Below are 16,364 nucleotides of genomic sequence, written 5' to 3'. Positions count from 1 at the left end.
TCCAGATACTGGTGAAGTTACAGTAACGCCTAAGAAACCAGATGGAAAATTATATCCAGAAAATACGAAGGTAGAAATACCAGGTAAAGATAAGGATCATCCAATTACAATTACAATTGGAAAAGATGGTAAAGGAAAAGTACCAAATAGTGAGTTACCAGAAGAAAAAGTACCAGGCACAAGCAAGATTACAGTACCAGGAAAACCATCAGTGGAAGTTCCTAAGGTAACAACACCAGCTAAGGTAACACCAGAAACACCAGTAACTGAAAAACCAGGTAAGATTGAGATTACTCAACAACCAAATGGAAATGCGATTGTAACGCCTAAGAAACCAAATGGCACAACCTACCCATCAGGCAGCAAGGTAGAAATTCCAGGTGAAAATGGAACAACAATCACAGTAACAATCGGTGACAATGGTTCAGGTGAAGTACCAAATGACAAACTTCCAAAAGATGCTAAACCGGGAACAGGAACAGTAACAGAACCGAATAAGAGACCATCACAACCAGTTGATGTAACTACGCCAGCACGTAAGACACCAACAGTTGAGTTGGAACAAGATCCTAAGACAGGTGACGTTATAGTAACACCGCAGAGACCAGGAGGAGGAACATATCCACCAGGAACTACGGTAGAAATCCCAGGTGAAGATGGTCCAATCACTGTTGAAATCGGTCAAGATGGAAAAGGTAAAGTACCAAACGACAAACTTCCTAAGAAAGCTGTCCCAGGTACAGGTAAGATTACTGAACCAAATAAACCATCAGTGGAAGTTCCTAAGGTAACAACACCAGGTAAAGTCACACCAGCAACACCAGTAACTGAAAAACCAGGTAAGATTGAGATTACTCAACAACCAAATGGAAATGCGATTGTAACGCCTAAGAAACCAGATGGCACAACCTACCCATCAGGTAGCAAGGTAGAAATTCCAGGAGAAAATGGAACAACAATCACAGTAACAATCGGTGACAATGGTTCAGGTGAAGTACCAAATGACAAACTTCCAAAAGATGCTAAACCGGGAACAGGAACAGTAACAGAACCGAATAAGAGACCATCACAACCAGTTGATGTAACTACGCCAGCACGTAAGACACCAACAGTTGAGTTGGAACAAGATCCTAAGACAGGTGACGTTATAGTAACACCGCAGAGACCAGGAGGAGGAACATATCCACCAGGAACTACGGTAGAAATACCAGGTAAAGATAAGGATCATCCAATTACAATTACAATTGGAAAAGATGGAAAAGGTAAAGTACCAAATAATGAATTACCAGAAGGAAAAGTACCAGGCACAAGTAAGATTACAGTACCAGGAAAACCAGCTGTGGAAGTTCCAGTAGAAACACCAGCTCGTAAGACACCAACAGTAGATGTTGAACAAGATCCTAAGACCGGTGACGTTACAGTAACACCTAAGAAACCAGATGGCTCAACATATCCACCAGGAACTAAGGTAGAAATCCCAGGTAAAGATGGTAACCCAATCACTGTTACAATCGGTGAAGATGGTAAAGGTAAAGTACCAAACAGCGAATTACCAGACGGTAAAGTACCAGGAACAGCTAAGATTACAGAACCAGGTAAACCAACAGTTGAAGTTCCAGTAGAAACTCCAGCTAAGGTAATAGCTGAAAACGGTGAACTACCTGGGCCAATCACTTTACCAGAATTAACTATTGAGGTTCGCTGGATTGATGAAAATGGAAATGTATTGAAACCATCTGTTGAGACAGGTAATGAAAAGGATGCTGAACATGGAACAATTCCAGGATATGAATTTGTAAGAACAATGATTGATGAAAATGAACCAGTAATGACCCACATTTTCAGAAAAGTAAGTGGAACTACAAATACAAATCCAGTTGCGCCAGTGACACCAGCTACTCCAGTCAAACCTGATACTAATGGAGGTTCTGGTCAAGATACACCTGCGCCTACGCCTGCACCAACAACTCCAATTCCAGATGCAGTTACTCCGAATGCAGATCAGGTAGATACTCAGACTACTGTTGATAATGGAGCTAATTCAAATGATTCTCAAAATGTATTGCCAAATACAGGAACAGAATCAAATGCTGCTCTTGCATCTCTAGGACTTCTTGGACTATTGAGTGGATTTGGACTTGTAGCTCGCAAGAAAAAAGAAGACTAAAAATTTAGTCAAAATATGAATTGTTCATTGTTAAGTGGACAATGAATAAAAGAATGAACAACGGCTTTGTTCCTCATTTGAAGAGGTGCAAGGCCGTTGTTGTATTTTTTTGAAAAGTGGATGCTGATATTTGTAGTAATACTCAATAAAAATTAAAGAGCAAACTAGAAAGCTAGGAGCCAGGTTGCTCAAAGCACTGCTTTGAGGTTGTGGATAGAACTGACGAAGTCAGCTCAAAACACGGTTTTGAGGTTGTGGATAGAACTGACGAAGTCAGTAACATATAATACGACAAGCCGATGCTGACGTGGTTTGAAGAGATTTTTGAAGAGTATAAGATGCTCTCCTCAATTGGGACATAGAGTCAGTCATCTGTTACCATTAAATTTCCTAGATGAATATTTTTTACTATCCAAAATGACGATGAATTGTCTGATATGATAGGTGGTTACAGATTTATTTCAAGGATAGAAAGTTAGTTGCATTTAAATATATAACATAATAACATTTTATGGATAATTAAAAATTTTACCCCTTATTTTATGTGGTAAATCGGTTTATGCTTGTTTAAATATATTGAAAATGGTATAATTGAGCTGTGATAGCTGTGATAGCTGTGATAGCTGTGATGTTATTTGCTGATAGCGATCATCATAGTGATTTTTATAGCTTAACTCTTTTTAAGGGGTTGAAGTTATAAAGATTGCTTTTTCTATATTATATTGCCCTTAGGAGGATAAATGGAACACAAATCGAATTCATATAAAGTAAAGCGACAGCAACGTGAAAAAGTCTTGCGCTTTTCTATTCGTAAATACAGTTTTGGTGCGGCTTCAGTTGCTGTAGCAGCGCTGATGTTTTTGGGTGCACGCGTTGCGAGTGCGGATAGTGTAAGCGAAAATACTGCACCATCTGCTGCGGGTGTAGTAAGTCCTAAAGATGAGGCTAAGTCGCCTCAAGGTATTACGGAACCTACTGAAAACAAAGTAGATGAAGTAAATAAATCCTTGGAAACTCAAGCGCCTACAGTTGATAAAACTAAGTTGAGAAAAGTAGTTGAAGAACTAAATTCTCTTCTTTCAACTAAATTAAACCTTGACGAGTCAGTAGTATCGCCTGTTAAAGACAGACTGCAAAAAGGGAAAGAAGCCCTAGAAAGTTCTAAGCTAGCTCAAAAGGATATTGACGAGCTTGTAGAAGTCTTGTCTAAAGATGTGACAGTTTTATCAGCTGCCAAGGAATCAACTGAGGTTCAAGTAGATAAAACTGAGAAGCAGGCTGAAAAACCAGCGAGCCAACCTTCTTCTGAAGTAAGCACAATCGAAGAGAGTCAAACTGTATCAGCTAAAAAAGATGCTTTGAAAGTTTCTGTAGATCAATTGCAGGCAGCTGTTTTGGAATTGCCTGAGCATGAGACTAGCAAAGAAGTTCTTGAAAAAGCCAATGAACTATTGGGCTTGGCTCAGGATGTTCTTCAGAATACTACAGTCTCTCTAACAGATGTTGAACAAATGAACAAACTTGTGAAGAGAATGTTTATTTCTGTTAAAAATGCTACAACACGTTTGACTTCAGGTTCTCACGATCCACGCAATGGTCAAAGTATGGGACAAGGTTCTGGTCTAAGATCCGCACCAATTGATAAGACGACTAAACAAGGGAGTCTTGGGATTGTTGTAGCGGACTCTGGATTTATCACAGGATATGCAACACCATCTTCAACAATTGAGATTAAGAGAAATGGCCAAAAGATACTTACGTCTAAACTAGATGATACTGGAGCTTTTAAATTAAACGCACCAGGTATTAAAGTGGGAGATAAAGTTGAATTAGTAGTCAATGGTCAAAGTGTTTATAATACTACAGTAAGTCAAGTAGACACAGTGTCATTCAATGATAGTTTAGCTGGTGTTGCTCAGGTTGATGGATATACAGCAGCAGAATCTGATGTAGAAGTTACAGTAGGAGGACAAAAATATAAGACGAAGTCACAATCCAATGGGTACTTCACTGTTAACGCCGATCCTAAACTGATGGTGAAAGGTGCTACTATTACAGCCGTAGTCAAAAAGAACGGAAAAGTAGTAGGCTCTGGAACAAGTAATGTTCGTGAAACAAGAACAACAGACTTCGGTGTTGGTTGGAACAGAAACCCGATGCTTAACTATTCAGAGCGTGATGTGTACTCACCAGATACCAAGCAATATGCCTTTGTAAGTAAAGGGACTGCGGATAAAGCCTATGACAACATTCGTGTGTATCGCGAAGAGAGAATCGAAAAAGATGGGAATAGATATTATTACTGGATCTTAGATTCAGGTCCAGCAGCAAATGCTCAGGCCGGATTGTCTAAAAAAATCTCACTTGCAATTCCGCGTACAGTTGGAGATCCATATGATTTTACCTATACAAAATATAAAGATGGGCATCAAATATCTCATAATGAGTACGCAAGTGCATCAAAATGGGAGTATGAAAATACATTTTCTCGAGCTTATGTTAAAAATGGTGAACGCCGTTCAGGGTCAACTTATGGTGAAAATATAGGTTCTTGGATGGATTATGCTAATCCTGATAATTCTTGGAGAAAAAATATTTATCGAGATTCTAGAAAAGATGGTACCGATCGTAATCCAGATGCCGCTGCTCGTGTAAAAGATATGTATGGTATTACAACGGGTGGTCTAATTTACAACCTCGCTAGAGGTGTCATTGAAGACAAAATGAACGTCGTTGCTGGTCAACGTACAATTATTACTTTCAAAACAAAAATTCTTGAAGGTGATGAGCTAGATCAAAGTATTATGTCGGATTGGGGCAAGAAAGATAAAAATAATCCGATGCTTGCGGACATTAAAAAACGGTTAGCTAATAATCCATATCTTGCCTATGGTGGATATTCAACAGATGGTCTTGTTCGGTACCAAAATGGACAAAATGCTATTATCGGTACATTACCACTGAAACCAGAAGAGGCTACTAACTTCAATTTCAAACCAGTATCTAAAGAGCAAACTACAAAAGTGGGAGTTATTCCTCCAGCGATTGATAGCATTAAGAATAAGTCAGAAATGCCAGCTGGAACAACCTATCGTTGGTTTAAAGATCCAGATGTGTCCAAAGTTACAGAACCAGGGAAACCAGTTTATGGTAAGGTAGAAGTAGTAATACCTCAACGTGGAACCTATATTGTGGATGCACCAGTTCATGTTGTAGATACCAAAGCTCAAACACCAGTAGCCACAGCTAAGGATAATGGGGATGTAACTGCAAAACCACAAGATGCAACAAAAGTAGATAAAATCAAAGTAAGCTTTACAGGGGAAGATAACAAACCTAAAACAGCTGAAGGAACTAAAGGAACAAACGGCAAATGGACTGTGAATAATCCAGATGTTCGAATTGATCCAAATACTGGGGAAATCACAATTCCAGCTAATAAAGTTAAAGATTTAACAGAAGTAACAGCAGTTACTAAGAATGGAAATGGTGCTGATTCAGATCCAGCAAAAGCAACTGCGAAAGATACTCAAAAACCACAAGCTACTTTAAATGGCATTACGCTAACAGAGACAGCCAATACACCAATCTTTACAGTCTATCGTGGTGCTGATTTTAACCCTGAACTTAAGGTATGGGATAACTCAGGAAAAATCTCAAAAGTAACAGTTGGAAATCTTCCTGGCGGAGTAAGTGCTTCTAACTTTACAGCTCAAACTGGTAAAGATGGAAGTTCAGAAGATAAGAAGTATAAAACTCGTTTATCTTCAGGTAGAGTAATCGATACTCAGACATTAGGAGAACATACTGCTACTCTTCACGTAGAAGGAAGTAGTGCTACTGACAGTCGTGACTTGAAATTCAAGTACCGTGTTGTGGATATTACAACAAAAAAATTGGAAAATGGTGTCGCGAAAGTACCAGTAGGTTCAACTTTAAATGTACCAAATAGCCGTACAAATGTTGATGCTCATAATTATCTTAAAGTTGTAGATAGCCAAGATCAAAGCGATCGTGGAAATAGCCACTTGCCTCAAGGTATGACTTGGACGTGGAAAGCTGGAGACAACTTAGATCCAGGTACTACATTAGACAATTCAGGGAAATATACTCGAAATGCTACAGCGCAATTCCCAAGTTCTGTAACAGATAACAATAGTACAACTAGAACAACATTTGCACCGACAGAAATCAAGCGTCCAGTAGTTCTTGCGGTAACGCCGACAGCGCCTAGCGTAGTAGCCAATGAAAATGGTAGTGTAACAGTTACCCCACCAACACGTCCTAATGGTACTACACCGCAAGATATTGATACAATTACACTTACTTATACACCAACAGGTAAGACTACACCAGAAACTGTAACAGTTGCAAAATCAGGAAATAACTGGACAGTTAATGGTAAGACAACCGATAAAGTATCAGTAACTCCAGCAGGTGTTGTAACAATTTCTGATCTTGAAGTTGCGGATGGTAAAGAAGTAACTGCAAAAGTTTCTAAGAGAATTGATAATAATGTAGTTCTTGAAAGTCCAGTAGCTAAAGTAACATCAAAATCTTCTAAACCAGCTAAACCAGTAGCAGTGGCGAAAGATAATGGTGATGTTACAGGTAAACCACAAGATCCAGCAAAAGCAGATAAGATCACTGTAAGCTATACAGGAGAAGATAATCAACCAAAAACAGCTGTTGGAACTAAAGATCCGAAAGGAAAATGGACAGTAAATACTCCAGAAGTACAAATCAATCCAAATACTGGAGAAATCACGATTCCGGAAAATAAAGTAAAAGACGGAACAGAAGTAACAGTAGTTACGAAAAATGGAAATGGTGCTGATTCAGATCCAGCAAAAGCAACAGCGAAATTTTCTAAGCCAGCTAAACCAGTAGCAGTGGCGAAGGATAATGGTGATGTTACAGGTAAACCACAAAATCCAGCAAAAGCAGATAAGATTACTGTAAGCTATACAGGAGAAGATAATCAACCAAAAACAGCTGTTGGAACTAAAGGAACAAATGGCAAATGGACTGTGAATAATCCGGAAGTTAGAATTGATTCCAATACAGGGGAAATCACTATTCCGGCAGATAAGGTGAAAGATAACACAGAAGTAACAGTAGTTACCAAAAATGGAAATGGTGCTGATTCAGATCCAGCAAAAGTAACTGCAAAAGATGTGCAAAAACCACAAGCTACTTTAAATGGTATTCCATTAACAGAAACAGCTAATTCACCAATCTTTACAGTCTATCGTGGCTCTACATTTAACCCTGAATTGAAGGTATGGGATAACTCAGGTGTGATTTCTAAAGTAGAAGTTAAGGGAGGACTTCCAAAAGGAGTAACCGCTTCTACATTTACATCTCAAACAGGAAAAACTGAAGCAAATCCATATGCAACTCGCTTGTCTTCAGGTACTGTATTGAATACTGAAACTTTAGGAGAACATGAAGCTACTCTACATGTTGAAGGAAGCAGTGCTACTGATAGCCGTGATTTGAAATTCAAATATCGAGTGGTTGATATTGAGACTAGAAACCTTGAAAATGGTATCGCAAAAGTACCAGTAGCTTCAACGTTGAATGTAGCCAATAGTGGTAAAAATATTGATGCTCATAGATATCTTAAGGTTGTAGATAGTGAAGATAAAGCAGATCGTGGAAACAATTATTTACCAAGTGGTATGACGTGGACATGGAAAGCTGGAGATAAATTAGATTCAGGAACAACACTAGATAACTCAGGGAAATATACTCGAAACGCAACAGCAGTATTCCCAGATACTAGCAAAAATTCTATTACGGATGTAAATAGTACAACTAGAACAACATTTGCACCTGCAGAAATTAAGCGTCAAGTAGTGTTAGCAGTAACGCCAACAGTGCCTAGCGTAGTTGGACATGAGAATGGTAGTGTAACAATTACCCCACCAACACGCCCTAATAGTACTAATCCACAAGATATTGATACTATCACCCTTACTTATGTACCAACAGGTAAGACTACACCAGAAACTGTAACAGTTACAAAATCAGGAAATACTTGGACTGTAAATGGTAAGACAGCTGATAAAGTGTCAGTAACCCCTGCAGGCATTGTGACAATTTCTGATGCTGAGGTTGCAGATAAAACAGAAATAACTGCAAAAGTTTCTAAGAGAATTGATAATGTAGTTCTTGAGAGTCCAGTAGCTAGAGGAACAGCAAATGGTAGTTTGGGAGCTGAAGTTACTCCACCAGCACCAGTTCTGGAAAAAGAAAAAACTACGCCAGTTACAGTAGTAACACCAAACAAACCAGGTTCAACAATCACCACAGAAACACCAGTCAATGGATTGACAGTAGATGGCGATGGTAACTTAACTGGTACACCAACTGTCACAGATTGGGGACCAAAAGAAGAAGAACGTAAAGTTACGATCCCAGTTAAAGTTAAACATGGTGACGAGGTAGTTCCTGTAAATGTTCCAGTTACAATCCAACGCGATACAGATGGAGACGGAATTCCAGATAAAGTAGACACAGATGATGACAACGATGGAATTCCAGACAAGGATGATGCAAATCCAAAAGTAGCTGATAAATTAACAGGAGACACAACAGGAAAAACTGTAAAAGAAAAAACACCTGTCCCAGCAAATACTAAGGTAGTAACACCAAACAAACCAGGCACAACGATTTCAGTAGATGGTCCAGTAAATGGTTTAACAGTGGATAACGGCGGAAATCTAGTGGGAACACCAAGCATCACAGATTGGGGACCAAAAGAAGAAGAACGTACAGTAGAGATTCCAGTTAAACTGAAACGTGGAACAGAAGAGACTGTTGTAAAAATCCCTGTAACTATCCAACGCGATACAGATGGAGATGGAATCCCAGATAAAGTAGATCCAGATGATGATAACGATGGAATTCCAGACAAGGATGATGCAAATCCAAAAGTAGCTGATAAATTAACAGGAACAGTAACAGAAAAAACTGTCCCAGAAAAAACACCTGTCCCAGCGAATACTAAGGTAATCACACCAAACAAACCAGGTACAACGATTACAGTAGATGGTCCAGTAAATGGTTTGACTGTGGATCAAGGTGGAAATCTAGTAGGCACACCAAGCGTCACAGATTGGGGACCAAAAGAAGAAGAACGTACAGTAGAGATTCCAGTTAAACTGAAACGTGGAACAGAAGAGACTGTTGTAAAAGTACCAGTTAAAATTCAACGTGATACAGATGGCGACGGTATTCCAGATGTGACTGATCCAGATGATGACAACGATGGAATTCCAGACAAGGATGATGCAAATCCAAAAGTAGCTGATAAATTAACAGGTACAGTCACAGATCCAGGAAAAGTGAAAGAGAAAGCACCAGTACCGCCAACAAAAGTTGTGACACCAAATAAACCAGGTTCAACCATCACAACAGAAACACCAGTAAATGGTTTAACAGTAGATGGTGATGGTAACTTAACTGGAACACCAACCGTAACAGATTGGGGACCAAAAGAAGAGGAACGTAAAGTTACAATCCCAGTTAAAGTGAAGAATGGTGATGAAGAAGTTACTGTGGATGTTCCAGTTACTATCCAACGCGATACAGATGGCGACGGCATTCCAGATGTGACCGATCCAGATGATGACAACGATGGTATTCCAGACAAGGATGATGCAAATCCAAAAGTAGCTGATAAATTAACAGGTACAGTCACAGATCCAGGAAAAGTGAAAGAGAAAGCACCAGTACCGCCAACAAAAGTTGTGACACCAAATAAACCAGGTTCAACCATCACAACAGAAACACCAGTAAATGGTTTAACAGTAGATGGTGATGGTAACTTAACTGGAACACCAACCGTAACAGATTGGGGACCAAAAGAAGAAGAACGTAAAGTTACAATCCCAGTTAAAGTTAAGAATGGTGATGAAGAAGTTACTGTGGATGTTCCAGTTACAATTCAACGTGATACAGATGGCGACGGTATCCCAGATGTGACCGATCCAGATGATGATAACGATGGTATTCCAGACAAGGATGAAGAGAAAAATGGAACAGATCCTAAGACACCAACAACTCAAACTCCTACAATCGATATCACACGCAAACCAAATGGTGATGCAGTAATAACACCGAAGAAACCAGATGGCTCAACCTACCCACCAGGAACAGTAGTAGAAATTCCAGGTAAGGATGGTAATCCAATTGTCGTTACAATCGGTGAAGATGGTTCAGGAATAGTTCCAAATGACAAGTTACCTAAAGGTGATTTACCAGGAAAAGGTACAGTAACAGAACCGAATAAAGAACCATCACAACCAGTGCCAGTAACAACACCAGCTCGTAAGAACCCGACAATCAAAATTGAACAAGATCCTAAGACGGGTGATGTTACAGTGACACCGAAGAAACCAGATGGTTCAATCTACCCACCAGGAACAGTAGTAGAAATTCCAGGTAAAGACGGGAACCCAATCACAGTAACAATCGGTGAAGATGGTAAAGGTAAAGTACCAAACAGTGATCTGCCAGAAGGAGATATTCCGGGAACAGGTAAGATTATTGAAAAAGGGAAAACACCTGAAGAAGTTCAAGTGAAGACACCTAAAAAATTAGATCCAAATGAACCACAAACAGAGCAACCAGTCTCAATTGATATTACTAGAAAACCAAATGGAGATGCTATTGTAACACCGAAGAAACCTGGAGTGGGAGGAACATATCCACCAGGAACGAAGGTAGTTATTCCGGGTGATAATGATACTCCAATCGAGGTTATCATCGGAGAAGACGGTTCAGGAATAGTACCGAATGATGGTCTTCCAAAAGGAAAAATCGAAGGAGAAGGTACAGTAACAGAACCGAATAAGAGACCATCACAACCAGTGCCAGCAACAACTCCAGCACGTAAGACTCCAACCGTAGACTTGGAACAAGATCCTAAGACTGGTGATGTTACAGTGACACCGAAGAAACCAGATGGCTCAATCTACCCACCAGGAACAGTAGTAGAAATTCCAGGTAAAGACGGAAACCCAATCACAGTAACAATCGGAGAAGATGGTAAAGGTAAAGTACCAAACAGTGAATTACCAGACGGTGAGGTTACAAAACCAGGTAAGATTACCGAACCAGGCAAACCATCTGTTGAAGTTCCTGAGGTCACAACCCCAGCTAAAGTAACTCCAACCGTAGACTTGGAACAAGATCCTAAGACTGGTGATGTTACAGTGACACCTAAGAGACCAGATGGCTCAATCTACCCACCAGGAACAGTAGTAGAAATTCCAGGTAAAGGTGACAAGCCAATCACAGTAACAATCGGAGAAGATGGTAAAGGTAAAGTACCAAACAGTGAATTACCAGACGGTAAGGTTACAAAACCAGGTAAGATTACCGAACCAGGCAAACCATCAGTGGAAGTTCCTAATGTAACAACCCCAGCTAAAGCAACTCCAACAGTAGACTTGGAACAAGATCCTAAGACTGGTGATGTTACAGTAACACCGAAGAGACCAGATGGGTCAACATACCCACCAGGAACAGTAGTAGAAATTCCAGGTAAAGGTGACAAGCCAATCACAGTAACAATTGGAGAAGATGGTAAAGGTAAAGTACCAAACAGTGAATTACCAGACGGTAAGGTTACAAAACCAGGTAAGATTACCGAACCAGACAAACCATCAGTGGAAGTTCCTGAGGTAACAACCCCAGCTAAAGTAACTCCAACCGTAGACTTGGAACAAGATCCTAAGACTGGTGATGTTACAGTGACACCGAAGCAACCAGATGGCTCAATCTACCCACCAGGAACAGTAGTAGAAATTCCAGGTAAAGGTGACAAGCCAATCACAGTAACAATCGGAGAAGATGGTAAAGGTAAAGTACCAAACAGTGAATTACCAGACGGTAAGGTTACAAAACCAGGTAAGATTACCGAACCAGGCAAACCAGCTGTTGAAGTTCCTGAGGTAACAACCCCAGCTAAAGTAACTCCAACCGTAGACTTGGAACAAGATCCTAAGACTGGTGATGTTACAGTGACACCGAAGAAACCAGATGGCTCAATCTACCCACCAGGAACAGTAGTAGAAATTCCAGGTAAAGACGGAAACCCAATCACAGTAACAATCGGAGAAGATGGTAAAGGTAAAGTACCAAACAGTGAATTACCAGACGGTGAGGTTACAAAACCAGGTAAGATTACCGAACCAGGCAAACCATCTGTTGAAGTTCCTGAGGTCACAACCCCAGCTAAAGTAACTCCAACCGTAGACTTGGAACAAGATCCTAAGACTGGTGATGTTACAGTGACACCTAAGAGACCAGATGGCTCAATCTACCCACCAGGAACAGTAGTAGAAATTCCAGGTAAAGGTGACAAGCCAATCACAGTAACAATCGGAGAAGATGGTAAAGGTAAAGTACCAAACAGTGAATTACCAGACGGTGAGGTTACAAAACCAGGTAAGATTACCGAACCAGGCAAACCATCTGTTGAAGTTCCTGAGGTCACAACCCCAGCTAAAGTAACTCCAACCGTAGACTTGGAACAAGATCCTAAGACTGGTGATGTTACAGTGACACCTAAGAGACCAGATGGCTCAATCTACCCACCAGGAACAGTAGTAGAAATTCCAGGTAAAGGTGACAAGCCAATCACAGTAACAATCGGAGAAGATGGTAAAGGTAAAGTACCAAACAGTGAATTACCAGACGGTAAGGTTACAAAACCAGGTAAGATTACCGAACCAGGCAAACCATCTGTTGAAGTTCCTGAGGTCACAACCCCAGCTAAAGTAACTCCAACCGTAGACTTGGAACAAGATCCTAAGACTGGTGATGTTACAGTGACACCTAAGAGACCAGATGGCTCAATCTACCCACCAGGAACAGTAGTAGAAATTCCAGGTAAAGGTGACAAGCCAATCACAGTAACAATCGGAGAATATGGTAAAGGTAAAGTACCAAACAGTGAATTACCAGACGGTAAGGTTACAAAACCAGGTAAGATTACCGAACCAGGCAAACCATCAGTGGAAGTTCCTAATGTAACAACCCCAGCTAAAGCAACTCCAACAGTAGACTTGGAACAAGATCCTAAGACTGGTGATGTTACAGTAACACCGAAGCAACCAGATGGCTCAATCTACCCACCAGGAACAGTAGTAGAAATTCCAGGTAAAGGTGACAAGCCAATCACAGTAACAATCGGAGAAGATGGTAAAGGTAAAGTACCAAACAGTGAATTACCAGACGGTGAGGTTACAAAACCAGGTAAGATTACCGAACCAGGCAAACCATCTGTTGAAGTTCCTGAGGTCACAACCCCAGCTAAAGTAACTCCAACAGTAGACTTGGAACAAGATCCTAAGACTGGTGATGTTACAGTGACACCGAAGCAACCAGATGGCTCAATCTACCCACCAGGAACAGTAGTAGAAATTCCAGGTAAAGGTGACAAGCCAATCACAGTAACAATCGGAGAAGATGGTAAAGGTAAAGTACCAAACAGTGAATTACCAGACGGTAAGGTTACAAAACCAGGTAAGATTACCGAACCAGGCAAACCATCAGTGGAAGTTCCTGAGGTCACAACCCCAGCTAAAGTAACTCCAACAGTAGACTTGGAACAAGATCCTAAGACTGGTGATGTTACAGTGACACCGAAGAAACCAGATGGGTCAACATACCCACCAGGAACTAAGGTAGAAATTCCAGGTAAAGATAAGGATCACCCAATCACAGTTACAATCGGAGAAGACGGTAAAGGTAAAGTACCAAACAGTGATCTACCAGAAGGTAAAGCACCAGGAACAGGTAAGATTACCGAACCAGGTAAACCAGCTGTTGAAGTTCCTAATGTAACAACACCAGCTCATAAGACACCAACACTAGATGTGAAACGAGATCCTGAAACAGGTGACGTTACAGTAACGCCGAAGAAACCAGACGGCTCAACCTACCCACCAGGAACTACGGTAGAAATTCCAGGTAAAGGTGGCAAGCCAATCACAGTCACAATCGGTGAAGACGGTAAAGGTAAAGTACCAAACAGTGATCTACCAGATGTAGAAACACCAGGTACAGGTAAGATTACCGAACCAGGTAAACCAGCTGTTGAAGTTCCTAATGTAACAACACCAGCTAAATTCACACCAGAAACACCAGTAACTGAAAAACCAGGTAAGATTGAAATTACTCAACAACCAAATGGAAATGCGATTGTAACGCCTAAGAAACCAGATGGAACAACTTACCCATCAGGTAGCAGGGTAGAAATTCCAGGAGAAAATGGAACAACAATCACAGTAACAATTGGTGACAATGGGTCAGGTGAAGTACCAAATGACAACCTTCCTAAGACAAATGTCCCAGGTACAGGAACAGTAACAGAACCTAACAAGAAACCATCACAACCAGTGGATGTAACAACACCAGCTCGTAAGACACCAACACTAGATGTGAAACGAGATCCTGAAACAGGTGACGTTACAGTAACACCGAAGAAACCAGACGGCTCAACCTACCCACCAGGAACTACGGTAGAAATTCCAGGTAAAGGTGGCAAGCCAATCACAGTCACAATCGGTGAAGACGGTAAAGGTAAAGTACCAAACAGTGATCTACCAGATGTAGAAACACCAGGTATAGGTAAGATTACCGAACCAGGTAAACCAGCTGTTGAAGTTCCTAATGTAACAACACCAGCTAAATTCACACCAGAAACACCAGTAACTGAAAAACCAGGTAAGATTGAAATTACTCAACAACCAAATGGAAATGCGATTGTAACGCCTAAGAAACCAGATGGAACAACTTACCCATCAGGTAGCAGGGTAGAAATTCCAGGAGAAAATGGAACAACAATCACAGTAATAATTGGTGACAATGGTTCAGGTGAAGTACCAAATGACAACCTTCCTAAGACAAATGTCCCAGGTACAGGAACAGTAACAGAACCTAACAAGAAACCATCACAACCAGTGGATGTAACAACACCAGCTCGTAAGACACCAACACTAGATGTGAAACGAGATCCTGAGACAGGTGACGTTACAGTAACACCGAAGAAACCAGATGGCTCAATCTACCCACCAGGAACAGTAGTAGAAATCCCAGGTAAAGATGGCAAGCCAATCACAGTCACAATCGGTGAAGACGGTAAAGGTAAAGTACCAAACAGTGATCTACCAGATGTAGAAACACCAGGTACAGGTAAGATTACAGAACCAGGTAAACCAGCTGTTGAAGTTCCTAATGTAACAACACCAGCTAAATTCACACCAGAAACACCAGTAACTGAAAAACCAGGTAAGATTGAAATTACTCAACAACCAAATGGAAATGCGATTGTAACGCCTAAGAAACCAGATGGCTCAACATACCCATCAGGTAGCAAGGTAGAAATTCCAGGAGAAAATGGAACAACAATCACAGTAACAATTGGTGACAATGGTTCAGGTGAAGTACCAAATGACAACCTTCCTAAGACAAATGTCCCAGGTACAGGAACAGTAACAGAACCTAACAAGAAACCATCACAACCAGTGGATGTAACAACACCAGCTCGTAAGACACCAACAATAGAGTTGGATCAAGATCCTAAGACAGGTGACGTTACGGTAACACCGAAGAAACCAGATGGCTCAACATATCCACCAGGAACTAAGGTAGAAATCCCAGGTAAAGATGGAAACCCAATTATCGTTACAATCGATAAAGAAGGTAAAGGTAAAGTACCAAACAGTGAATTACCAGACGGTAAAGTTCCAGGTACAGGTAAGATTACAGAACCAGGTCAACCAGCTGTAGAAGTTCCAGTAGAAACTCCAGCTAAGGTAACACCAGCAACACCAACAGATACAAATCCAGTTGCACCAGTGACACCTGATACGCCAGTCAAACCTGACACTAATGGAGGTTCTGGTCAAGATACACCTGCACCAGCTACTCCAATTCCAAATGCAGATCAGGTAGATACTAAGACTACTGTTGATAATGGAGCTAAGTCAAATGATTTTCAAAATGTATTGCCAAATACAGGAACAGAATCAAATGCTGCTCTTGCATCTCTAGGACTTCTTGGACTATTGAGTGGATTTGGACTTGTAGCTCGCAAGAAAAAAGAAGACTAAAAATTTAGTCAGATGAACATTCATTCTTTTGTGTTTTAACAACGAACTAGATTGATTCTGATAGT

General features: G+C 40.7%; 2 protein-coding genes. Both read left to right on the top strand.

Annotated elements, in window-relative coordinates:
- Nucleotides 1-2,167, top strand: a 2,167-nt coding sequence (locus CYK18_RS10235; RefSeq protein WP_142374390.1) for an LPXTG cell wall anchor domain-containing protein, incomplete at its 5' end; no start/stop codon positions are given.
- 740 nt (nucleotides 2,168-2,907) lie between these two features.
- On the top strand, nucleotides 2,908-16,299 hold the full coding sequence (locus CYK18_RS10230; RefSeq protein ID WP_101786447.1) for a sialoglycan-binding domain-containing protein: 13,392 nt from the start codon (nucleotides 2,908-2,910) through the stop codon (nucleotides 16,297-16,299).
- Nucleotides 16,300-16,364 lie beyond the last annotated feature (65 nt).

Source organism: Streptococcus mitis (assembly GCF_002860865.1).
Taxonomy (GTDB): Bacteria; Bacillota; Bacilli; order Lactobacillales; family Streptococcaceae; genus Streptococcus; species Streptococcus mitis_AT.
Note: the sequence above shows the minus strand (reverse complement) of the source record. Positions and strands in the feature narration are given on the sequence as shown.

Coding starts and splice junctions, on each gene's coding strand:
- CYK18_RS10230 (WP_101786447.1), top strand. CDS start 2,908: ATGGAACACAAATCGAATTCATATAAAGTAAAGCGACAGCAACGTGAA.